The following is a 20,544-nucleotide window of genomic DNA, read 5'->3' as shown; positions in this document are numbered from 1 at the left end:
TTATTTTTAAACACTGTAATTAATAAATTTATTATTAATTGATTTTTATCAGCCTTCCAAAATATCTTTATTTGTTGTAAAAATAAGCACTATACATAGGTGCTATTGTCATGATTACAAAATACTATTATGAAAGTACTGCTAATCAAGCAAAATCAAGTTCTACAAAAATGGTCAAACAAATCTTAGAAAAAATCTATCAATATCATCAGTAACAAAAAAAGTGAGATGGGAAGTGAAAAAACAGTTTGGAGTGTAAAATGAAAAATTTACTTATTATATTTCTTGTTATTATGAATTTGATTTATATGACTAATTCTATAGCTAAGCCAAATAATAATGGAGAATTTTGTAATAAAAATAATATTGTAGCAAATAACTTTAAAAGTGTACTCCCAGTGGCTCTACCTATCTCATCAAAGAGTAAATTAAAAAGAGAAAATACAATTTCATTCTCTCAATTCTCTGAAAGTTTTTTACAAAAACTTTCAGAGAATCATGGTGATTTTGTGCAATTTGGAGGAGCAATAAGATTACCAGATATTTGCAATAAAACGGTTTTTATTGCTTATTTTACTGATGAAGGAGAGCTGGAAAATTATAGTCTTAATGTATTTAAAGATGGCAAGGGACATTCTGTGAATTTTGGAACGGGATCAGAATTCTGGATTGATAAAAAATATAATATTAAGGTTAAAAGCTATGATGGTAAGTTAGCTAAAATAAACTATTATAAAATTTCTGATGATGGCATTATTATGAAAAGTAAAAGTCCTTTCAATTAGTTGTCTAAAATACTAGATATTACTTTTTTTAAAATGAAATTTAATTAATAATTGCAAGGAATAGCCATAAGGAAAAAGCATCATATGTTGATGCTTTTGCTATGAGTACAAAAATTATATTAGACTTCTTACGAAAGTATAAATTGTTTATAATAGCTTTATGAGATATGAAAATTTAACAAAGTTCGATGATATTGAGTTCAAACGTTTAGTCGGAGTGACATGTCCTTTATTTTGTAAAATGGATCTCGTTTTACAAGAGGCTGAGCGTTTTAAGAAAAAAATTTGGCCGTCCTCACAACTTAGCAATTGAAGATCAATTGTTATTAACATTGAAGTACTTATGATCTTATAGTATTCAGCTTGAATTGTCTGCTGAGTTTGCAATAGCTGAAAGCAACGTTAATCGAACCATCCAAAAAATTGAGAACTGGCTTATACAGTCTAGAGTATTTTTATTACCTAAAAGAAATCAATACATTACAGATCATGACTTTGTTATTGTGGAGGTAACAGAATCTGAGATAGAACGTCCTAAACAAACAAACAAACAAACAAACAAACAAATTAAGTTCTATAATGGTAAAAAGAAAAAATCCAATAGCTAATCAAACAATGACCATATAGATTGTTATTTATATAAAGTCAGGCATTTAGTAGAAAATATGTTTTGTAGATTAAAGTAGTTTTGAGAAATAGCCACTTGATATGACAAATTAAAACGGAACTATGAAATTTCTGTTGCATTAGCTTGCATATTTTTATGGCTCCACTTGTAGGTTAAATTATGAACCCTAAATGTCAACAGATCCTAAATATTTCGAAGGAATTCAACTTGTTTAAAAGTATTTACCAAAAAATATTTATTATTATTTTCTTAAGTTTTAGCACTTATGCTGGTGCGGATAATATTAAGCAAAAAGATAAAAATAGTGATGGTTTAGAGATAACGCATTTACCTTATAACTCTCAAGATCATTTGAAATGTTTGGAAAATAACTTTAAAGATAATTGCCAATCAGTAAATTTAATTTCTTCTAGTAAACTTACTCATGCTTATAATTTTATAAATTCTCAGTATGGGCGTGGGGTTGTTCTACCTGAAAGTAGTGATGGGAAGTTGATAGTTATTTCGCCTTTTTCAGATGAAAGCGAAACACTTTTAAATATAAACATTGTTGATAAATTTGGAGTTGTCACAGGAAAAAGTTTATCTGAAAAAACAAAGTTTATTATAGATAAAAACTATAATTTAATTTATATCAAAAATGGAAAAACGATAAAAGAAAAATTATAAAATTTCTGGGCTTTTATGTAAATTAGGAGCCTAGTTATTCAATTCTATTTACATTTATAGGAAGCCTATATTGATGATATTTAGTTTCGGGAAAAACATTTATTCTTTATTTTATTTTTGATAGTCGGCTGTTCTTAATAGAAAACGAACACCTTGGTTAATGAAAAATAATATAATTTCAGAATGTTGAGATTATTTTTTAAATTAATAAGCAGCTTTATAAAGCTGCTTATTTAATGGATTTCTTTCAATCTTCCAAAATATCTTCCAACACTTCTTCATTTGGTGCAAAGAAATAAGCACCATCCATAGGTGTTACAAAGTGCAGCAAACGGTCATGAATCCCATCGCCTTGAGTACCAAACATATTGACTAGCATACGATCAATACGGGTTAAGTCTTTGGTATAGGCAATAAAAAATAAGCCTTGCTCGCCTTGACCATCGCCATAAGGAAGAGAGTGGCGTAGGATTTCTAATTCTTCGCCTTCATTATCTTCAATGACAACACGAGCAATATGGGCATTTTCAGGTTTGTGTTCATCGTCCATCTCTATACTTTCTAATTTAGAACGACCAATCACATTTTCCTGTGCATCAACTTTTAAACGTTTCCACTTTTCAAGTTCATGTACATAACGTTGTGCAAAAATAAAAGATCCATCTTCAAAAATACCTGAATCTTCACCTAATAACGCAGTCTCAGCACGATCATCAGGGAATTGAGGATTTTCAGTACCATCAATAAAACCAGTCAGGTCACGACCGTCGAGATAACGGAAGCACACCCGTTCATCCAGAACCTCAACTTGATTTTGGATACCATCAAAAAAGGATTGGCTAAGCGCAAAGCAAATATCTGTACGTGCAGACGCAATATGAATGAGTACATCAGCAGGAACCACTGGCATCTTAAATGCGCCTTGAATCGGTTCTAACTGCTTAAACCCTTCAGGAGTTGTATGATAAAGTTTTGCCCAAAGTTCAGGGCCAAAAGCGATTGAGGTTTTAATTTCGGCTTCAGGATGTTGAGTGATTAGGCGATCACGTGTACTTAACAACGCATTGAGTTGTTCTTTTAAGCCATCAGTAGACAGATTTTTTAAATTTAAAACAATGAAACGAGCATGATTAGAAGGTAAAGGTAGAATTACAGATTGGGCTGTCATATGGTGATGGCTCCTCAATTTTTATTTATCAATCCCCTTATTGTGCATGATCAAGCAACAGCTGAATAGTAAAGTCTTATATTTTTTACCAATTAAATTAATCGAAATGTATGGTTTTAAAACCGCTATAATAGCGTGTTAAAAGTTTTCTATCCTTTTGTTATGTCGTATCAAGTCTGGTTTGCCTATATGTTGGCGTGCTGGGTGATCAGTATTTCACCTGGTGCGGGTGCGATCGCGTCTATGTCGAGCGGTCTAAATTATGGTTTTCGCCGTGGTTATTGGAATGCAATCGGTTTACAACTGGCCTTGTTGGTTCAAATTGCGATTGTCGCAGCAGGGGTTGGGGTATTGTTTGCAACCACACCGCTGGCATTTTTCGTGGTGAAATGGTTTGGGGTTTTATATTTACTGTATTTAGCCTACATACAATGGACGACGAAAACACAGTCGATAGATATCCCAACTGAGCAACCGACAAAATCTATTCCCAAGCTGATCTTATATGGCTTTATTGTCAATATCAGTAATCCAAAAGCTATCGTCTTTTTACTTGCTGTTTTGCCACAATTTCTAGACTTGTCTAAACCACAATGGATTCAATATGTGATTATGGCAGTGACCATGATCACGATTGACTTGATAGTCATGGCTGGTTATACGGGATTGGCAGCCAAAGTGTTAAGACTATTAAAATCACCAAAACAACAAAAATATATGAACCGTACCTTTGCTGTATTGTTTAGTTGTGCCGCTGGCTTATTAAGTCTGGTTCATCAATAAAAACTTAGGCGATTAAGTGCGTTATTCGTTAGAGATTTGACCATATAAATAAGCCATTGTTTCGAGGTTACTTTGAATTATTTAGAATTTTATTTGTATGCCATTAGTGTGATTATCATGATTGCAACGCCTGGTCCAGTCATGATCTTGGTTGCAAGTGCAGGTTTAAAAGGCGGCTACCGACAGTCTTTACTGACTATTGTTGGGACAAATTTGGCTTCTTTGGTACTTATCACAGCCTCTATTTTAATTTTAAAAGGCATGTTTAGTGTCAATGAAACACTTTTCTTGATCATTAAAGTTTTAGGATGTCTTTATATTGCCTATCTAGGTTATGGAATTCTAAAAGAAGTATTATCGCAGCAGGAGCATCAACTCAATACGATGTTGTCGCCTGTAGAGGGTGGTCTCAGCAAAGGCTTTTTAGTGGGTATCTCAAATCCTAAAGATATCATTTTCTTTTCATCATTTTTTCCGCAGTTTATTCATATTCATGCTGATATAAATACCAGTCTGGTTATTTTAGTCGTGACATGGATTATTTTAGATTTTCTCACGTTATCTTTGGTCTATCTGTCGTTTAATAAGCTTTCTAAAAGTCAAATTTATCCAAAAATATTAGGGCTTTGCGGATTAATTCTGATTGTCATTGCTGTATATGGGTTATATGTTTCGTTAAAAAGCATGGTTTAAATATTGATTGAGGCTAAAGATGGAATTGATCCATCAAGCCATCTTTTTTACTTTCATTACACAGAAAATCACAGCAAACAGCAAAGACATGGTTAATACGATGCTTAGCCCTGTAGAGATGTTCAGGGCTGCACTTGACCATAACCCCACAGTCACACCAATTTGAGCAATTACAAACGCCCCTATCACCATTTGTTTCGGTGAGTGCGAAATAAGACGTGAAGCCAGTGCTGGAATAACTAATAATGCGCCCATCAATAACGAACCAACTGCACGTAAAGCGAGTACGGTGAATAAAGCCAATAACAACATAAAAATTAAGCGTTGCCATTTGGCGTTTACACCTTCACTCACTGCAATATCAGGATCAATCGCAATTTGAATTTGTGCTTGCCAGTAACGGTAGAGGACAGCTAAAGCAACAATAATCACAGTTGCAAAAATAGGTAGGTCTGACCACTCAATTGTTAATAAATCACCAAATAAATAACTTAATAATTCAGGACGTAATGCGGGTAAGTGTTGAATTAACAATAGACCAGAACAAAGTAAGGTCGCAGCACATAATGCAAGTAAGGCGTCATTGGGTAAGCGCGGGTCATGTAAAACCCAAAGTACAGCCACCAAGAGGATCGCAGTAAAGGTAACACCAACCCAAAGCGGTAAAGTTAAAACAGCGGCTAACGCAACACCTAGCAAGGTACCATGTGCCATCGTGTCAGCAAAGAACGACATTCTACGCCATAGCATCAAACAACCTAGCGGAGCTGTTAGAAACACTAAAAGTGTTCCCATAATCCATGCAGGTAACAGTAATTCTAACCATTCCATCATGGTTTAAGCTTCCGGTTCTGGGTGAATGTGTGGATGTGGGCCATGTTCACAAGTTTTGGCGGAGTCACCATGTGCACAATGGTCATGATGGTGTTGGTAAAAAGCGTGGTATTTTCCAAAGGTATCACCAAACAAAGCTTGATACTCTGGATGCTGCTGAATACTGTCAGGTAAACCACTACAGCAAATGTGCTTATTTAAACAGACAACTCGCTGAGTGCCTTGCATGACCCATTGTAAATCATGAGACACAATTAAAATGGCGCAACCATAACGTTGTGGTAGGCTACGCACATATTCATACAGTTCAGCTTCAGATTGGATATCTAAACCTTGCATAGGTTCATCTAAAACTAAAATATCGGGTTGGCGTAATAAAGCACGCGCCAATAAAACCCGCTGACGTTCACCACCTGAAAGTTGTTGTACTTTGGCGTACTCTAATTTGGCAATGCCTGTATCTCGAATGATTTCAGCTTTAATAGCCTTATCACATTTCTCAAGATCCAGTAGATCTTTTACTCTTAAAGGCAGACTATGAGAGGGATTAAATTTTTGTGGTACATACGCCAGTTTAATTTTTTTTGAGCTGATAATTTTGCCCGCATTGGGTTTTAAAATACCCAATAATACTTTGATCAGGGTTGATTTGCCTGCGCCATTGGGACCAATAAGCGTGACAATTTCTTTTTCTTGTAATGAAAAATCTATATTTTTTAGAATGTCACGATCATCAATTCGGACATTAATTTGTTGCAGTTGAACGAGAGGGGAGTTTACGCTTTGTTCGAGCACTGCTGACATATTCCTGAAATCTCAATAATACTGTGATGTGCATTGAAGTGATCTGACGCGGCTAAGTGGTTTAATTCTTGAATCAAACCTTTTGCTGAAGCTTCTTTCACTGTATGACATTCAGTGCAAATTAAAAATGCGGCTTGATGTCCTTCACGTGGGTGACAACAAGGGATATAAGCATTAATAGAGGTTAAACGATGAATAAAACCTTTTTCTAAGAGAAAATCTAAGGTTCTATACACAGTAGGTGGTGCAGCTGGACGTTCTGCAGCACCTTTCATCTTGGCTAAAAGATCATAAGCACCTACAGGACCTGAGGCATTCAAAATTAATTCAAGTACTTCTTTACGCAAAGGGGTAAGACGGGCACCTGAGGTTGCACAAAGGCTTTCTGCTTCTGATAAACGAGCTTCTACATTGAGATGATCGTGTACACCATGCAAAGTATCATGCTGCTCGTGTGAACATAAGCTCATATCAGACCTCAAAACTTGTTATTTGAATGGAAGAGAATCGCAAATATTAACATGAAGCTCTATCAACTTACGAATGGCGTAGGTATTTTTTAACTTCTGTTATACTATAACATAAATTTTTTTTGGTAATACACTCCCATGAATCGCATTATCGCCTTTTGCTTATGTGCATTATTTATTAGTGTCACTTGGGCTCAAGCGCCTTTAGTGGTGTCAACTCATCCTATTTATTTGATTGCAAAAGAAATAACAGAAGGCATAGAAGAGCCTGTTTTACTTTTGGGAAATCAAACGGGGCATGATGTGCAACTTACACCAGATAATCGCAAAACGATTATGGATGCTTCATTGGTGATTTGGCTGGGAAAAGAACATGAAGCGCCTTTGGAAAAGGTTTTAGGTGACAATCCAAAAGCGATTTCAATACTCAATTCAGGCATTATCCAAGCACTTCCTTTAAGAAGTCCAAAAGGTGTTGCGCTGAAAGATACGATTGATACACATGTGTGGTTAGATCCAAATAATGCTGTACGTATCGGTTTCTTCATTGCTGCCTTACGTTCACAACAACATCCAGAAAATAAAGCAGCATATTGGAATAATGCGAAGAAGTTTGCCAGTGAAATGCTGCGCGTTTCACAGAAAAGTATCAGTGCTGGTAGCGCACGTCCATACTGGGCTTATCATGATGCTTACCAATATTTAGAGCGTTCATTAAACTTAAAATTTGCAGGTGCGATGACAGATGATCCGCATGTTGCGCCGACTGTGACTCAAATCAAGTTTTTAAATGACACGAGACCTTACAAAAAAATGTGCTTGCTGGCAGAAGGCAGCGCAAGTCCAAGTCAGTACCGAAAATTGGGTGAAATTTCATTTCAAGCGGTAGACGAAACTTTAGCTAAACAACAAGATTTTGTGGTTGCATGGCAGACTTTGGCTCAACAAACACAAGCTTGCGTACTTAATGCACGGAAATGATGCAAAAATTAATCAACAATTGTTCATATGCAAAGCAACCTGTATATCGAAAAAAACACGACTAAGGTCGGGAAAAGATTGCATGTTCAGGGGTGTAACTCTATAATGCCTGCGATTAAAAACGATCATCAGCTAAACTTGTCAAGCATTTATGCTGTGAGTGGATAAAAAATGAGCCAAACTAGTCGCTTGATTGACCGACGATTAGCAAAAGCTTTGGTCTATTTGCAAGCGTTTATGATTCCTGTTTCAGCCTTGGTAGCGTGGGTCTTGAAAGACTCGACTGCGGCTCTGAGTGCAGCGTTAGGTGCACTGATATGTTGGCTTGCCAGTTGTTATTTTTCTTGGCAGTCGTTTCGAGCAGCAGGGGCGCGTGCTTCAAAACAGGTTCTTTCGAACATGTATAGAGGCTTAATGGGCAAATTTGCAATTGTGATCGTTGGTTTCATTTTAATTTTATGCAATGTCAAACCGTTATCTCCGGTGGCATTGTTTTGTGGTTTTATTCTCGTTCAAGCGATGTCGTGGATTGCACCTTTTTGGGTAGCACGACAACAAAAACGAGTATAAGCGCAGCAGAAATTGAAAATTTTTTTGGGGATTAACGAGATATCATGCAGCACGCGATATTCGTTAACTCTATTTATTATTTGACATTGACCAGGTGTGATTTATGGCTGCTGAAGAACATGCCCTGACTTCGACCGAGTATATCAAGCATCACTTGACCAATATGACCTATGGCAAAATGCCAGATGGTACTTGGAAATTGGCTGAAAGTGGTGCAGAAGCTCAACAGATGGGGTTCACTGCTATCCACTTGGATTCAATGGGTTGGTCAATTGGCCTTGGTGTGATTTTCTGTTTGATATTCTGGTGCGTAGCGAAAGCTGCAAACTCTGGTGTTCCTACCAAGTTCCAGTCTGCAATCGAAATGATTATCGAGTTTGTTGACTCAAGTGTTCGTGATACGTTTCATGGTAAATCACGTTTAATTGCGCCTTTAGCCTTGACCATTTTCGTGTGGATTTTCCTCATGAATGCGATGGACTTAATTCCTGTTGACTGGATTCCGTATACAGCTCAATTGATTGGTGCAAACGTATTTGGTATGGACCCTCACCACGTTTACTTCAAGGTTGTTCCATCTACAGACCCTAACATTACCCTTGGTATGTCTTTGTCTGTATTTGCGTTGATCTTGTTCTATAGTATTCGTGAAAAAGGCATCGGCGGTTTCGTTGGTGAATTGGCACTTAACCCATTTAATCCAAGTAACCCAGTTGCAAAAGCGTTATTGATTCCAGTGAACTTAATTCTAGAATTAGTAACATTCCTTGCACGTCCAATTTCATTGGCACTCCGATTATTCGGTAACATGTATGCGGGTGAGTTAATCTTCATTCTTATCGCGTTGTTACCTTTCTGGATCCAGTGGGCGTTGTCTGTGCCTTGGGCTATCTTCCACATTCTTGTTATTACATTGCAAGCCTTCATTTTCATGATGCTAACAATCGTATACTTGAGCATGGCAAGCGAAAAACATTAATGGTATTGCCTAACTGTCATCCGGTGGTTAGGTATAATTTTTTTACTTTAATTTGGTATAAACCTAACCTCTGAGGAATTATCATGGAACTCACTTTAGGTCTAGTTGCAATTGCATCTGCTATCTTGATCGCTTTTGGTGCTTTAGGTACTGCGATTGGTTTTGGTCTTTTAGGCGGCCGTTTCCTTGAAGCTGTTGCTCGTCAACCAGAATTGGCTCCACAACTTCAAACTCGTATGTTCTTAATCGCAGGTCTTCTTGATGCTGTGCCTATGATCGGTGTTGGTATTGGCTTGTTCTTCATCTTCGCTAATCCATTTGTAGGTTAATCAGCTTAATTCCGAAATTCACTATTTGAGGAATTTGCAATGAATATCAACCTCACATTGTTTGGCCAAGCGATTGCATTTGCGATATTTGTCGCATTCTGCATGAAGTTTGTATGGCCACCACTAATCAATGCGATTAGTGAGCGTCAGCGTAAAATCGCTGATGGCTTAAATGCTGCAGAGAAAGCGAAAGCTGATCTTGCTGATGCACAAGCACAAGTTAAGCAAGAAATTGATGCGGCGAAAGCACAAGCGGCTCAATTGATCGAACAAGCGAACCGTCGTGCGGCACAATTGGTCGAAGAAGCGCGTACTCAAGCATCTGCTGAAGGTGAGCGTATTCGTCAACAAGCGAAAGATGCTGTTGACCAAGACATCAATTCTGCTCGTGAAGAATTACGTCAACAAGTTGCTGCTCTTGCAGTTGCTGGTGCAGAGAAAATTCTGAACCAACAAGTTGACGCAGAAGCTCATAATGCCATGCTGAATCAGCTGGCTGCTAAACTTTAAGAGAGGCGAATATGGCTGAATTCTTGACGTTGGCACGCCCATACGCTAAAGCAGCATTTGCTTATGCATCTGAGCAAAATGCAACTGACGCTTGGTCAAATGCATTACAACTGCTCAGTGCTGCGGTGCAAGATGAAGCATTCTCCGCTTATTTAAATCGCCCTGAGTTGACACCTGCAGAGCAGGTTGATCTTTTTGCGAAAGTTTTAGGTAATGAACAAACTGCGGCTGTGTCAAACTTTTTGACACTTCTTGCAGACAATGGCCGTTTAGCATTGTTACCTGAAATTGACACAGAATTTGAGCAACTCAAATCGCAAAATAACAACACTGTAGATGTTGTGATTGAATCCGCTTTTCCATTGGATTCAGTACAAGAACAGAAGTTGGCTCATGCGTTAGAAAAACGTTTGAACAGCGCTGTGAAAGTTACAGTTGAAGTAAATCCAGCATTGATTGCTGGTGTTGTTATTCGTGCAGGCGACCAAGTGATAGATGATTCTGCGCTTAGCAAGCTTGAAAAAATGCGGACTCGTCTTCTAGCGTAATTGTTAAAAATAACTACGTCTAAAGAAGACTGAACTTTAAAAAGATTGAGGTATAGCGCAATGCAACAACTGAATCCATCCGAGATCAGTGCGCTCATTAAACAGCGTATCGGCGATCTGGACACCAGCGCGACCGCTAAGAACGAAGGGACCATTGTTATGGTTTCCGACGGTATTGTGCGTATTCACGGCCTTGCTGATGCAATGTACGGTGAAATGATCGAATTCGACGGCGGCTTATTTGGTATGGCACTGAACCTAGAACAGGATTCAGTGGGTGCCGTTGTCTTAGGTAACTACTTAAGCCTTCAAGAAGGTCAAAAAGCTCGTTGCACAGGTCGTGTATTAGAAGTTCCGGTTGGTCCAGAACTTTTAGGCCGTGTAGTAGATGCTTTGGGTAACCCTATTGATGGTAAAGGCCCTATTGATGCAAAACTTACTGATGCTGTTGAAAAAGTAGCACCAGGTGTAATTTGGCGTCAATCAGTGGATCAACCTGTACAAACTGGTTATAAATCAGTAGATACAATGATCCCTGTTGGTCGTGGTCAGCGTGAGTTGATCATCGGTGACCGTCAAACTGGTAAAACAGCAATGGCGATCGATGCGATCATTGCTCAAAAACAATCAGGCATTAAGTGTGTATACGTTGCGATTGGTCAAAAACAATCAACAATTGCAAACGTAGTACGTAAGCTTGAAGAAACTGGCGCTATGGCGTACACAACTGTTGTAGCAGCTGCTGCAGCTGATCCTGCAGCAATGCAGTATCTTGCTCCATATGCTGGTTGTACAATGGGCGAGTACTTCCGTGACCGCGGTGAAGACGCACTTATCATTTATGATGACTTGTCTAAACAAGCTGTTGCTTACCGTCAAATTTCATTGCTTCTTCGTCGTCCACCAGGTCGTGAAGCTTACCCAGGTGACGTGTTCTATCTTCATTCACGTCTACTTGAACGTGCTTCTCGTGTATCTGCTGACTATGTTGAGAAATTCACTAATGGTGAAGTTAAAGGCCAAACTGGTTCATTAACTGCATTGCCAATTATTGAAACTCAAGCGGGTGACGTATCTGCATTCGTACCGACAAACGTAATTTCGATTACTGATGGTCAGATCTTCTTAGAAACATCATTATTCAACGCAGGTATTCGTCCTGCTGTGAACGCGGGTATCTCTGTATCGCGTGTTGGTGGTTCTGCTCAAACGAAGATCATCAAAAAATTGTCTGGTGGTATCCGTACTGCTTTGGCGCAATACCGTGAATTGGCAGCATTTGCTCAGTTCGCTTCTGACCTTGATGAAGCAACTCGTAAGCAACTTGAACATGGTCAACGTGTAACTGAATTAATGAAGCAAAAACAATATGCTCCATATTCAATTGCTGACCAAGCTGTTTCAATTTATGCATCTAACGAAGGCTATATGGCTGACGTTGAAGTGAAGAAAATCGTAGACTTTGATACTGCGTTAATTTCTTACTTCCGTTCAGAACATGCTGCGTTAATGCAAAACATCGATGAAACTGGTAACTACGACAAAGACATCGAAGCTGCAATCAAAGCAGGTATTGAAAGCTTTAAAGCGACTCAAACTTACTAATTTCAATGTATGTTGTTGTTAGTTATGGTTTGGTTCACGGATCAACCTTCGGAAGCTCGAAAGGGCTTTCGAATACTAGGTTAAGCGTATGGCAAATTTAAAAGAAATTCGCGCCAAAGTAGCTAGTATCAAGAGCACGCAAAAGATTACTCGCGCGATGCAAATGGTAGCAGCTTCTAAGATGCGTCGTGCGCAAGAGCGCATGGCTCAGGGCCGTCCGTATGCCGAAAATATGCACCGTGTAATTGCTCATTTGGTCCAAGCGAATCCTGAATACAAACATCGCTATATGGTTGAACGCCCTGTAAAACGCGTTGGCTATATCATTGTTTCTTCAGATCGTGGTCTTGCTGGTGGTTTGAACATTAACTTGTTCAAAAAAGTGGTAAAACACGTACAACAGCAACAAGAGCAGTCAATTGAAGTTCAATTTGCTTTAATTGGTCAAAAAGCGGTTTCGTTTTTTAAAAACTACGGCGGTAAAGTACTTGGCGCAACTACGCAAGTAGGTGATGCTCCAAGTCTTGAACAGTTAACTGGTTCTGTACAGGTGATGTTAGATGCATTTGATAAAGGCGAGTTAGATCGTATTTATCTTGTGTCAAACGGCTTTGTCAATGCCATGACTCAAAACCAAAAAATCGAACAACTTGTTCCATTAGCTGCGGCTGATACGGACGAGGATCTTAACCGCCAATATGGTTGGGATTATCTATATGAACCAGAAGCTGAAGAGCTTTTAAATGGTTTATTGGTTCGTTACATTGAGTCTATGGTTTATCAAGGTGTGATTGAAAACATCGCATGTGAGCAGTCTGCTCGTATGGTTGCAATGAAAGCTGCAACTGACAACGCAGGTGATCTTATCAAGAGCCTACAACTCATTTATAACAAGCTGCGTCAAGCCGCGATTACTCAGGAAATTTCTGAGATCGTTGGTGGTGCCGCTGCCGTTTAACATTATTTTGAATTGAGGAGACAGCAATGAGTAGCGGTCGTATCATTCAGATCATCGGCGCGGTTATCGACGTCGAGTTTGAACGCAATAGCGTTCCTAAGATCTATGACGCTCTCCAAGTTGACGGTACTGAAACTACTTTAGAAGTTCAGCAACAACTTGGTGATGGTGTAGTTCGTACCATCGCAATGGGATCTACAGAAGGTCTTAAACGTGGTCTAAACGTATCTAATACTGGTGCACCTATTTCTGTACCTGTAGGTACTGCATGTTTAGGTCGTATCATGGACGTTCTTGGTCGCCCAATCGACGAAGCTGGTCCAGTTGCGACTGAAGCGCGTTTGCCGATTCACCGTCAAGCACCTTCTTATGCTGAACAAGCTGCTTCAACTGACCTTTTAGAAACTGGTATTAAAGTCATTGACTTACTTTGCCCGTTTGCTAAAGGTGGTAAAGTTGGTTTATTCGGTGGTGCCGGTGTTGGTAAAACTGTAAACATGATGGAATTGATCAACAACATCGCGAAAGCTCACTCAGGTTTATCTGTGTTTGCTGGTGTTGGTGAGCGTACTCGTGAAGGTAATGACTTCTACCACGAGATGAAAGATTCTAACGTTCTTGACAAAGTAGCAATGGTCTACGGTCAGATGAATGAGCCACCGGGTAACCGTTTACGCGTAGCGTTAACTGGTTTGACCATGGCTGAATACTTCCGTGATGAGAAAGATGAAAACGGTAAAGGCCGTGACGTATTGTTGTTCGTTGACAACATTTACCGTTACACATTGGCTGGTACTGAAGTATCTGCTCTTTTAGGTCGTATGCCATCTGCAGTAGGTTACCAACCGACGCTTGCAGAAGAGATGGGTGTTCTTCAAGAACGTATTACATCGACTAAGTCTGGTTCGATTACATCTATCCAAGCGGTATATGTACCTGCCGATGACTTAACAGATCCATCGCCTGCAACTACATTTGCGCACTTAGATGCAACTGTAGTATTGAGCCGTGACATCGCATCTTCTGGTATTTACCCAGCGATCGATCCACTTGACTCTACTTCACGTCAGTTAGATCCACTTGTTGTTGGTGCTGAGCATTATGAAATTGCACGTTCTGTACAGAACGTATTGCAACGTTATAAAGAGCTTAAAGACATCATCGCAATCTTGGGTATGGACGAGTTAGCAGAAGAAGATAAGTTGATTGTTTACCGTGCGCGTAAAATTCAACGTTTCTTCTCTCAACCGTTCCACGTAGCTGAAGTGTTTACTGGTGCTCCTGGTAAACTTGTACCACTTAAAGAAACAATTCGTGGCTTTAAAGGTCTTCTAGCTGGTGAATACGATCACATCCCAGAACAAGCGTTCTATATGGTTGGTGGTATTGACGAAGTGATCGCTAAAGCCGAGAAGCTTTAATTAGCAACTCTAATTTAGGAGATTCACATGTCGACTATGCAATGTGATGTTGTAAGTGTTAAAGAGTCTTTGTACTCAGGCACTGTGACAATGCTTATCGCAAAAGGTGCTGGCGGTGAATTGGGTATCATGCCTGGTCACGCTCCGTTAGTCACTTTGCTCAAGCCGGGCGCAATTCGCGTTCTGCTTGAAAACGGTACAGAAGAGTTAATCTATGTATCTGGTGGTGTTCTAGAAGTTCAACCGCATGTTGTTACTGTGCTTGCAGATACTGCTGTTCGTGCTGACAACTTAGATGAAGCTGCAATTCTTGAAGCACGTAAAAATGCTGAACAATTGCTTGCAAATCAAAAAAGCGATTTGGACTCTGCTGCTGCTTTGGCTGCTCTTGCAGAAACTGCTGCTCAGTTGGAAACCATCCGCAAAATCAAAAACCGCGCGCTATAAGACGCAGTTTGAGATTGAAAAACCACCCGCGAGGGTGGTTTTTTTATGCAATTAATTTATGGATGGTTCAAATTTATATTGGTTCAACATGCTATAAACTTATGCTTGGGGAGTGTCCAATAAAAATTGTGTTTGTATAAATTGACTATAATCCTCTCCCAAAGGTAATTCATAGTCTTTAAAAATGTGACGACGAGTTGATACTGTCGGCTGTTTAGTTTTCGGATTAAAACCACTTTTTTCAATTTCTGTCCAATATAAACCTGTGCCACGCTTTTGCCATGATGGCAATTCATTGAAGTTAATGTCACGGCTAAAGAGTAAATCATGCTTTTCTTGGCGAGATAATCCTTTTACTTGGTTGGTTGCATTTTTTACATTTTTTCCTTCCTTGCGTAACATCCAATAGCAATGTGCATTGAGTGCGTTGCGATGAGCATCTTCATGACGCCAACGAAAATAATCTTCAACGGTTTTTGCATTGGGCAGTATACAAATTCGAGCATCAAAAGTTGCCATCTCACCATGTAATACACTGAATTTTGCACTGGCTTCTGCGGCTAAAATAGAAATAATTTTTCGTGTTTTACGATTAAAGCTGTCATCTTTTAAATGAAACAGTAAGGAGATTTCATCGCTTTGTGTATAGCCATAAATAATATTAAAGCCACATTGCATTAAGTGAGCTGTTGTTTCGACCATCAAGTCCCTAAAACGAAGGTCAAAGGGCGCTTCAAATTTCCAAATATCTTTGGTGAGTTTGGTAAAGCCACGTCCATCCAAACGCACAACGATATATTGTTCTGGCGGTACACAGAAATCATAAGCTGTTTCATAAACACGTAATCGTGTATCTAGATCATCAAATCTCATGGTTAAACTTCTTCGTTATTCTCATGCTAAAGTTATATTTCATCACTGACTAGTTTTAGCATAATCTAAATAATAAAAAAGGAGATATAGAAGACAATGTACCTCATCGAACAGCAAGCGCACTTTTGGGAACTTTATCAAACGCAAGATGACTACTATCTTAGTATAGCCGTAGATATGAGTTCTGTTGTTTCATGTTGGGATATTTATTTAACCGAAGTAGAAATTCAGGCGTATCACAACAAAGGTCGAATTGCGATCGAAGATTTGGCAAGTTCAATTGTGGCTGAAACCTATCGTGGAGATTTTTCCAATTTAGCAGCTCGTAAAGTACCTAGAGAAATACAACAACAGATGCAAACCGCATTTAAAACATGGCGGTTGGCTCAAGATTAAATTTTTTATTCAGTTATGACCGTAATTGAAAAGTCATTATTTTCTATCATGTTTACTTTAAACAGCGAATCAAAACCTTCTGAACGATTCGGGACTTCTAATTTATAAAAGGTGGCTTTAACGCCTTTTTCAGCAATATTGGCTTTACCCTCACGTTGTGCATTACGCTGTAAAGTGCTGTCTAGATCCGTTTCAAAATAATATGAAATGATCTCGAAGCCAGCAGTTTTGGCAAGTTGAATATAACGGGCTCGATCGGCTTTGCTTATGTTGGTGTTATCTATCACGATTTTGGTTTTAGAGGCTATAGCTGCTTCAAACAGTATCTTTTCGCGATGGCGTGTTTTTAGCATATCGAGATTGATACGTAGATGTGTATGGTAAAAATACTGTTGATAAAAAGTAGATTTACCCGAAGCTTGTACGCCTGTGAATAAAATCAGTTGCATGAAACACTACAAAAATACGCTTAATCTGCTATTAAATCATGTTCATGAACTTTGCTACAATCCCTTCATTGTTGTAGAAAACCAATAAACTTAAAATGAAAAAATTAGTGCAATGTCGGTATTTATTTTCTGTACTTCTACTGAGTGCTGTTTCAGCATGCCAAAGCCAATTTGTCACCACACCAAATGCACCCACTGAAGCAAGTTTGGTGGCAAATTCAGTGGGAAATGGTTTAGAAACAGAGTTAGATATCGATTATGTTGTCGCATTTAAAAATTTGAAAATGGCCTATGGGCAATGTGTTGCGTTTACTGGCGAAAAAGATTTTGTCTTTACCGACAATCGACTAGAACGAGATTTAGAAATGGGAACCTTGTTTACCCGTACAGAGGGTGGGGCGTATTTATCAAAAACCTTGGTGGAATCCATTGGAAAGAATAAAACCCGTTTAACGCTATTTTTACCCGCAAGTTATAAGTCTGCTCAAGCTCGTTTTAAGTTAGATGCTAAACGCGCGCTAGGACAAGATCGATCATGTAATGTCGCAAAGCCAAGCCAAGGCTGATCTGTTCAAATCTAATTAACTCTGTTCAGTGGCTTGCTCTGTATTTGATCCAGGAATCATCATGCCTGCCAGTTTAAGCATATCTAGTTGGATGGTATTCATTTGTTGTTCGATTTTCTTAAAATCAACTTTTGAAATGTCTAAATCACCGTTTAACAGTGCTGAGTTAAGCACTTGCTTATTGGCTTGTAGCACTTGTTGGCGGATACCATCAATCTCTTGGCTTTTTAAATCTAATGAAATCAATGCTGTATTAAAGCCTTGTAGTTCACGAGTCAATGTTTTGACAGATTGTTGCAGCTCAGCTTGATTTTGTGATTGTATCGCTTGTTGTAAATTAGATTGGCTTTGTTGTAATTTTTCAACATAGTCACCAGTTTTCAGCTGTACGTTGGCAACATCACGTGCGATATAAAACATATTGCCTTGTTTTAAATCTTCAGTACTTTTTGCTGTTGATTGATTATTATTATTTGAGTCGGATGTATTCTCACTCATTTGCGCAGTTTCAATCGCTTGAGCGTCATCTTGTTGACGTGATTGTTCAGCTGCTTGATTACAGCCTAGTAGTAACATGCCAGAAATAAAAATAACAAAAGGCAAAACCGCACCTTGTAAAAGCTTTTTCATCGTTGTCCAAAAGTAATTTAATCGGTTATGAATTCACTATAATTTGCAAAAGTGTAGAGATTGAGGATTGTTGCAAAGGACATACAGTCTGTAACTTTAGAGATTCATTTCTACTCAAACAAAAGCAAAAAAGAATGTATTTTTAGCACGCTATTGACGGTTGTCGAAATTTTAAATTGTGAATAAAGCTAGAGGCAGTTTTGATCGAAAATATAAAATTTTCGATCAAAACTGCAAAATATAAAAATTTATTTAAAGCATAGAGCTTTTAATGCTCGATTTATTTTGCTAATTCAGCTTCAATCGCAGATGTAATTCGTGGATCATCAGCAGTGATATCTGGTGCAAAACGTGCCACGATTTCGCCATTTTTACCGATTAAGAATTTTTCAAAGTTCCAAAGGACTTCAGGTTTTGGGTTTGGTGTTAAGCCATAATCGACTAAGTCTTTCCACCAAGGACCTTCACCAATACGTTCAGGGATTGCATGAATTAAGCTGTCATAAAGTGGATGTTTATCATCACCAGCAACTGAAATTTTAGCAAAAAGCGGGAAGTCGACATTGTAAGTTAAAGAGCAAAATTGCTCGATTTCATCATTTGTTCCAGGCTCTTGCGCAAGAAAGTTATTTGCAGGAAAGCCGAGGATTTCTAAACCTTGATCTTTCTTTTCAGTATATAGTTTTTCTAAACCTTCATATTGTGGAGTAAGGCCACATTTAGATGCAACGTTAACGATTAAAAGAACTTTACCTTGATATTGATTCAAGGTCGTCGCTTCACCTTTGATGGTATTGACTGGAATGTCATAAACGGAATTGCTCATAGGGGGTATCCTTAAAAATCAAAAGGCAGTGATTAGAAATATGTCTAATGTTTTAGCGATATTCCAAGATTTCAGCAAGTTACATTTGTATATAAGTGTAATAAAAAAGCAGATCATAGGATCTGCTTTTAAAAACTGCATCAAATTTAATCGATTATGGTGCAGCGTTTGCTTTGGCTTGAAGTGCTTGCATTTCAGTTAACAGGCTTTGTTGTAACTCAGTACCTTTCTTTTGTAGTTCCATGATTTTTTGTGGATCTGGTGAAGTCGCTAAACCAGCTTCAGACATTTCAACGCCTAGGTTATTTGACTCTTTCATTTTGTCACGTACAGATGCAACTTCAGTACTTTTAAGCGCTAAACCATCAAGATCTTTGTTGAAACCGTCCACATAAGTTTTCATTTTATCGACAACACCTTTCAGTGCATCTTTATCACCCTTTTGTGCCGCTTGCATCACTTCTGTTTGGAAATTCAATGCTTCTTTAGCTTTCGCTGTAGACATTGTTTGAAGTGCAGTTAAATCGCTTTTGATATCAGCAGTATTGTTGGTACTTAAAGAAACCGCAGCTGCAGCAGGTTTGCTCTCAGTTCCTGAAGCTGAATCAGCTGGTTTTTTATCACATGCAGTTAAAGCAAACGCTGAAGCACATAGTGTAGCTAGTAGTAATTTTTTCATTTATTCGAACCCTTCATTATTAAAAATTCTTATGAATTTGACGGTAATATATACAAATTCAAAAAGTTATATGCTTAATCTAGAGCATAAGATGCAAAATGCACAATTTTAAGGCAATTTTCTATAGTATTTTTGTATATAAACTTATCAATAAAGTGGAAATAGATTGTTTGAAAAATGTCCTAATCTTAAAGATTTCGCATTTGGGCTGGGGTTTGATGGGTATAGCGTTTAAAAAACTCAATGAAGCTAGACGTGTGTTGATAGCCGAGATCTAAGCTAATTTTTTTAATTGAAACGCCTTGTTGGATCAATGAAATTGCATAAATAATCTTGGCACGATTACGCCATTCAGACAGCGAAAGTTTAAGGTGCTCTTGGCTCAGTCTGAGTGCATGCCGTTCAGTAATTTGAAAAGTATCGAGAATTTCCTGAAGGCTTTGGGGGAAGCGTGTTGTATCAGACAAATGCTCAAGAATAGGCTTGAGTATGGGATGGTTGGTTTGCGGTAAATAATGCTCATAACACACACTATTTTGGATTTGATCGACCAACAGTTCTAATAAGTGTTGATAATAGGGAGATGATGGAATCCCTTGTTTCTGCTGCTCTAAAACTTCTTCAATGGTATGACGTAAAAAAGGGCGAATACTTAAAGTCTTTGTGCTTTGGGATAAGCTTTGACAAAGCTGAGGATGAATACGGATACAGATGTAATGCGTCAGTTGATCATCCACAGCTGTACAACAATGTTCGGTTTGCGGCGGAATCCACAAACCATAACTTGGTGGAGACAGATAGGATTGTTCTGCAACATTGAGTTCTAAAGTCCCATTTAAACTCAAATTAAAATCACCCCATAAATTTGAATGGGGTGTCACTACATCATGCTTTTGGTAGAAAAATTCTTCTACAGAAATCAGCGCTGAATACATAGTTGAAA

At 38.4% G+C, this 20,544-nt stretch carries 26 protein-coding genes and 1 pseudogene; 17 read left to right on the top strand and 10 right to left on the bottom strand.

The window, feature by feature from the left end; all coding sequences use genetic code 11:
* Positions 1-260: 260 nt before the first annotated feature.
* The 3 genes and pseudogenes from M2R48_RS20325 to M2R48_RS20315 all read left to right on the top strand — a co-directional run bounded on the left by M2R48_RS20325 (position 261) and on the right by M2R48_RS20315 (position 2,082).
* Entirely contained in the window at positions 261-785 is a 525-nt protein-coding gene (locus M2R48_RS20325; RefSeq protein WP_262087308.1) for a hypothetical protein, read from the top strand.
* Between the two features lie 160 nt (positions 786-945).
* Positions 946-1,564 (top strand): annotated as a pseudogene (locus tag M2R48_RS20320) (transposase family protein).
* 56 nt (positions 1,565-1,620) lie between these two features.
* Positions 1,621-2,082, top strand: coding sequence for a hypothetical protein (locus M2R48_RS20315; protein ID WP_262087307.1), 462 nt, complete (start codon positions 1,621-1,623; stop codon positions 2,080-2,082).
* Positions 2,083-2,329: 247 nt separating this feature from the next.
* Here M2R48_RS20315 and M2R48_RS20310 read toward each other — a convergent pair whose 3' ends face one another.
* Positions 2,330-3,250: a Dyp-type peroxidase gene (locus tag M2R48_RS20310; protein WP_262087306.1), complete on the bottom strand. Its 921-nt coding sequence runs from the start codon at positions 3,248-3,250 to the stop codon at positions 2,330-2,332.
* A 162-nt stretch (positions 3,251-3,412) separates the two neighbouring features.
* Here M2R48_RS20310 and M2R48_RS20305 point away from each other — a divergent pair, with 162 nt between their 5' ends.
* Positions 3,413-4,033 (top strand): LysE family transporter, encoded by a 621-nt coding sequence (locus tag M2R48_RS20305; protein ID WP_004823696.1) that lies wholly within the window; start codon positions 3,413-3,415, stop codon positions 4,031-4,033.
* 72 nt (positions 4,034-4,105) lie between these two features.
* Positions 4,106-4,726, top strand: coding sequence for a LysE family translocator (locus tag M2R48_RS20300; RefSeq protein ID WP_262087305.1), 621 nt, complete (start codon positions 4,106-4,108; stop codon positions 4,724-4,726).
* A 33-nt stretch (positions 4,727-4,759) separates the two neighbouring features.
* On the opposite strand, the gene znuB is transcribed toward M2R48_RS20300, so the two are convergent.
* From znuB to M2R48_RS20285, 3 genes are read right to left on the bottom strand one after another with little or no spacing between them, the layout of a single operon-like run.
* Positions 4,760-5,560, bottom strand: a complete 801-nt coding sequence (znuB, locus tag M2R48_RS20295) for a zinc ABC transporter permease subunit ZnuB (RefSeq protein ID WP_262087304.1) — start codon at positions 5,558-5,560, stop codon at positions 4,760-4,762.
* Positions 5,561-5,563: 3 nt separating this feature from the next.
* Positions 5,564-6,364 (bottom strand): zinc ABC transporter ATP-binding protein ZnuC, encoded by an 801-nt coding sequence (znuC, locus tag M2R48_RS20290; protein WP_004723434.1) that lies wholly within the window; start codon positions 6,362-6,364, stop codon positions 5,564-5,566.
* Positions 6,337-6,834, bottom strand: coding sequence for a transcriptional repressor (locus M2R48_RS20285; protein ID WP_004723431.1), 498 nt, complete (start codon positions 6,832-6,834; stop codon positions 6,337-6,339). The genes znuC and M2R48_RS20285 overlap by 28 nt, the downstream gene beginning before the upstream one ends.
* 138 nt (positions 6,835-6,972) lie before the next feature.
* Between M2R48_RS20285 and M2R48_RS20280 the strand changes: the two genes are divergently transcribed.
* The 10 genes from M2R48_RS20280 (at position 6,973) to M2R48_RS20235 (ending at position 15,182) form a co-directional block, all read left to right on the top strand.
* Positions 6,973-7,815 (top strand): metal ABC transporter substrate-binding protein, encoded by an 843-nt coding sequence (locus M2R48_RS20280; protein WP_151802219.1) that lies wholly within the window; start codon positions 6,973-6,975, stop codon positions 7,813-7,815.
* A 171-nt stretch (positions 7,816-7,986) separates the two neighbouring features.
* On the top strand, positions 7,987-8,385 hold the full coding sequence (locus M2R48_RS20275) for an ATP synthase subunit I (RefSeq protein ID WP_004723429.1): 399 nt from the start codon (positions 7,987-7,989) through the stop codon (positions 8,383-8,385).
* A 103-nt stretch (positions 8,386-8,488) separates the two neighbouring features.
* On the top strand, positions 8,489-9,364 hold the full coding sequence (gene atpB / locus M2R48_RS20270) for a F0F1 ATP synthase subunit A (RefSeq protein ID WP_004723427.1): 876 nt from the start codon (positions 8,489-8,491) through the stop codon (positions 9,362-9,364).
* An 83-nt stretch (positions 9,365-9,447) separates the two neighbouring features.
* Entirely contained in the window at positions 9,448-9,693 is a 246-nt protein-coding gene (gene atpE, locus M2R48_RS20265; protein WP_000424060.1) for a F0F1 ATP synthase subunit C, read from the top strand.
* A gap of 39 nt (positions 9,694-9,732) precedes the next feature.
* Positions 9,733-10,203 carry a F0F1 ATP synthase subunit B gene (locus M2R48_RS20260; protein WP_004723424.1) on the top strand — a complete coding sequence of 157 codons (471 nt, stop codon included), beginning with the start codon at positions 9,733-9,735 and terminating at the stop codon, positions 10,201-10,203.
* Positions 10,204-10,214: 11 nt separating this feature from the next.
* Positions 10,215-10,751, top strand: a complete 537-nt coding sequence (locus M2R48_RS20255; RefSeq protein ID WP_004823704.1) for a F0F1 ATP synthase subunit delta — start codon at positions 10,215-10,217, stop codon at positions 10,749-10,751.
* 60 nt (positions 10,752-10,811) lie between these two features.
* Positions 10,812-12,356 carry a F0F1 ATP synthase subunit alpha gene (gene atpA, locus M2R48_RS20250; RefSeq protein WP_004723422.1) on the top strand — a complete coding sequence of 515 codons (1,545 nt, stop codon included), beginning with the start codon at positions 10,812-10,814 and terminating at the stop codon, positions 12,354-12,356.
* Between the two features lie 88 nt (positions 12,357-12,444).
* The gene (gene atpG, locus M2R48_RS20245) at positions 12,445-13,314 is read left to right on the top strand and encodes a F0F1 ATP synthase subunit gamma (RefSeq protein ID WP_004723421.1); all 870 of its coding nucleotides are present in this window, start codon (positions 12,445-12,447) and stop codon (positions 13,312-13,314) included.
* Between the two features lie 26 nt (positions 13,315-13,340).
* Complete coding sequence (gene atpD / locus M2R48_RS20240) at positions 13,341-14,735, top strand: F0F1 ATP synthase subunit beta (RefSeq protein WP_004723420.1); 1,395 nt, start codon at positions 13,341-13,343, stop codon at positions 14,733-14,735.
* A gap of 27 nt (positions 14,736-14,762) precedes the next feature.
* Complete coding sequence (locus M2R48_RS20235) at positions 14,763-15,182, top strand: F0F1 ATP synthase subunit epsilon (RefSeq protein WP_004823705.1); 420 nt, start codon at positions 14,763-14,765, stop codon at positions 15,180-15,182.
* Between the two features lie 99 nt (positions 15,183-15,281).
* Here the strand turns inward: M2R48_RS20235 and M2R48_RS20230 are convergent, their stop codons facing one another.
* Positions 15,282-16,055, bottom strand: a complete 774-nt coding sequence (locus M2R48_RS20230; protein WP_262087303.1) for a tRNA(His) guanylyltransferase Thg1 family protein — start codon at positions 16,053-16,055, stop codon at positions 15,282-15,284.
* A gap of 96 nt (positions 16,056-16,151) precedes the next feature.
* Here M2R48_RS20230 and M2R48_RS20225 point away from each other — a divergent pair, with 96 nt between their 5' ends.
* Positions 16,152-16,451 carry a hypothetical protein gene (locus M2R48_RS20225; protein WP_262087302.1) on the top strand — a complete coding sequence of 100 codons (300 nt, stop codon included), beginning with the start codon at positions 16,152-16,154 and terminating at the stop codon, positions 16,449-16,451.
* 5 nt (positions 16,452-16,456) lie between these two features.
* On the opposite strand, the gene M2R48_RS20220 is transcribed toward M2R48_RS20225, so the two are convergent.
* The gene (locus M2R48_RS20220) at positions 16,457-16,900 is read right to left on the bottom strand and encodes an ATP-binding protein (protein WP_234624188.1); all 444 of its coding nucleotides are present in this window, start codon (positions 16,898-16,900) and stop codon (positions 16,457-16,459) included.
* A gap of 95 nt (positions 16,901-16,995) precedes the next feature.
* On the opposite strand from M2R48_RS20220, the gene M2R48_RS20215 reads away from it, so the two are divergent.
* Positions 16,996-17,466 (top strand): hypothetical protein, encoded by a 471-nt coding sequence (locus M2R48_RS20215; RefSeq protein ID WP_004723413.1) that lies wholly within the window; start codon positions 16,996-16,998, stop codon positions 17,464-17,466.
* A 15-nt stretch (positions 17,467-17,481) separates the two neighbouring features.
* On the opposite strand, the gene M2R48_RS20210 is transcribed toward M2R48_RS20215, so the two are convergent.
* The 4 genes from M2R48_RS20210 to M2R48_RS20195 all read right to left on the bottom strand — a co-directional run bounded on the left by M2R48_RS20210 (position 17,482) and on the right by M2R48_RS20195 (position 20,536).
* Positions 17,482-18,096, bottom strand: a complete 615-nt coding sequence (locus tag M2R48_RS20210; protein ID WP_151956318.1) for a hypothetical protein — start codon at positions 18,094-18,096, stop codon at positions 17,482-17,484.
* Between the two features lie 280 nt (positions 18,097-18,376).
* Positions 18,377-18,922 (bottom strand): glutathione peroxidase, encoded by a 546-nt coding sequence (locus tag M2R48_RS20205; protein WP_004723411.1) that lies wholly within the window; start codon positions 18,920-18,922, stop codon positions 18,377-18,379.
* 154 nt (positions 18,923-19,076) lie between these two features.
* Positions 19,077-19,601 carry a hypothetical protein gene (locus tag M2R48_RS20200; protein WP_004823717.1) on the bottom strand — a complete coding sequence of 175 codons (525 nt, stop codon included), beginning with the start codon at positions 19,599-19,601 and terminating at the stop codon, positions 19,077-19,079.
* Positions 19,602-19,789: 188 nt separating this feature from the next.
* On the bottom strand, positions 19,790-20,536 hold the full coding sequence (locus tag M2R48_RS20195) for a helix-turn-helix transcriptional regulator (RefSeq protein ID WP_262087301.1): 747 nt from the start codon (positions 20,534-20,536) through the stop codon (positions 19,790-19,792).
* Positions 20,537-20,544: the final 8 nt, after the last annotated feature.

It is taken from the genome of Acinetobacter sp. I-MWF, from assembly GCF_025433935.1.
In the GTDB taxonomy this organism is placed as follows: Bacteria; Pseudomonadota; Gammaproteobacteria; order Pseudomonadales; family Moraxellaceae; genus Acinetobacter; species Acinetobacter guillouiae.
This window is presented reverse-complemented; position numbering and strand designations above follow the sequence as displayed.

What these genes read in the sequence shown, in the direction of transcription:
- M2R48_RS20275 (WP_004723429.1), top strand. Translation starts at nt 7,987, where the DNA reads ATGAGCCAAACTAGTCGCTTGATTGACCGACGATTAGCAAAAGCTTTG.
- M2R48_RS20260 (WP_004723424.1), top strand. Translation starts at nt 9,733, where the DNA reads ATGAATATCAACCTCACATTGTTTGGCCAAGCGATTGCATTTGCGATA.
- M2R48_RS20210 (WP_151956318.1), bottom strand. Translation starts at nt 18,096, where the DNA reads ATGAAAAAGCTTTTACAAGGTGCGGTTTTGCCTTTTGTTATTTTTATT.
- atpB (WP_004723427.1), top strand. Translation starts at nt 8,489, where the DNA reads ATGGCTGCTGAAGAACATGCCCTGACTTCGACCGAGTATATCAAGCAT.
- M2R48_RS20205 (WP_004723411.1), bottom strand. Translation starts at nt 18,922, where the DNA reads ATGAGCAATTCCGTTTATGACATTCCAGTCAATACCATCAAAGGTGAA.
- znuC (WP_004723434.1), bottom strand. Translation starts at nt 6,364, where the DNA reads ATGTCAGCAGTGCTCGAACAAAGCGTAAACTCCCCTCTCGTTCAACTG.
- M2R48_RS20220 (WP_234624188.1), bottom strand. Translation starts at nt 16,900, where the DNA reads ATGCAACTGATTTTATTCACAGGCGTACAAGCTTCGGGTAAATCTACT.
- M2R48_RS20325 (WP_262087308.1), top strand. Translation starts at nt 261, where the DNA reads ATGAAAAATTTACTTATTATATTTCTTGTTATTATGAATTTGATTTAT.
- atpG (WP_004723421.1), top strand. Translation starts at nt 12,445, where the DNA reads ATGGCAAATTTAAAAGAAATTCGCGCCAAAGTAGCTAGTATCAAGAGC.
- atpA (WP_004723422.1), top strand. Translation starts at nt 10,812, where the DNA reads ATGCAACAACTGAATCCATCCGAGATCAGTGCGCTCATTAAACAGCGT.
- atpE (WP_000424060.1), top strand. Translation starts at nt 9,448, where the DNA reads ATGGAACTCACTTTAGGTCTAGTTGCAATTGCATCTGCTATCTTGATC.
- M2R48_RS20225 (WP_262087302.1), top strand. Translation starts at nt 16,152, where the DNA reads ATGTACCTCATCGAACAGCAAGCGCACTTTTGGGAACTTTATCAAACG.
- M2R48_RS20255 (WP_004823704.1), top strand. Translation starts at nt 10,215, where the DNA reads ATGGCTGAATTCTTGACGTTGGCACGCCCATACGCTAAAGCAGCATTT.
- M2R48_RS20195 (WP_262087301.1), bottom strand. Translation starts at nt 20,536, where the DNA reads ATGTATTCAGCGCTGATTTCTGTAGAAGAATTTTTCTACCAAAAGCAT.
- M2R48_RS20285 (WP_004723431.1), bottom strand. Translation starts at nt 6,834, where the DNA reads ATGAGCTTATGTTCACACGAGCAGCATGATACTTTGCATGGTGTACAC.
- M2R48_RS20230 (WP_262087303.1), bottom strand. Translation starts at nt 16,055, where the DNA reads ATGAGATTTGATGATCTAGATACACGATTACGTGTTTATGAAACAGCT.
- M2R48_RS20235 (WP_004823705.1), top strand. Translation starts at nt 14,763, where the DNA reads ATGTCGACTATGCAATGTGATGTTGTAAGTGTTAAAGAGTCTTTGTAC.
- M2R48_RS20310 (WP_262087306.1), bottom strand. Translation starts at nt 3,250, where the DNA reads ATGACAGCCCAATCTGTAATTCTACCTTTACCTTCTAATCATGCTCGT.
- znuB (WP_262087304.1), bottom strand. Translation starts at nt 5,560, where the DNA reads ATGATGGAATGGTTAGAATTACTGTTACCTGCATGGATTATGGGAACA.
- M2R48_RS20215 (WP_004723413.1), top strand. Translation starts at nt 16,996, where the DNA reads ATGAAAAAATTAGTGCAATGTCGGTATTTATTTTCTGTACTTCTACTG.
- M2R48_RS20280 (WP_151802219.1), top strand. Translation starts at nt 6,973, where the DNA reads ATGAATCGCATTATCGCCTTTTGCTTATGTGCATTATTTATTAGTGTC.
- atpD (WP_004723420.1), top strand. Translation starts at nt 13,341, where the DNA reads ATGAGTAGCGGTCGTATCATTCAGATCATCGGCGCGGTTATCGACGTC.
- M2R48_RS20200 (WP_004823717.1), bottom strand. Translation starts at nt 19,601, where the DNA reads ATGAAAAAATTACTACTAGCTACACTATGTGCTTCAGCGTTTGCTTTA.
- M2R48_RS20305 (WP_004823696.1), top strand. Translation starts at nt 3,413, where the DNA reads ATGTCGTATCAAGTCTGGTTTGCCTATATGTTGGCGTGCTGGGTGATC.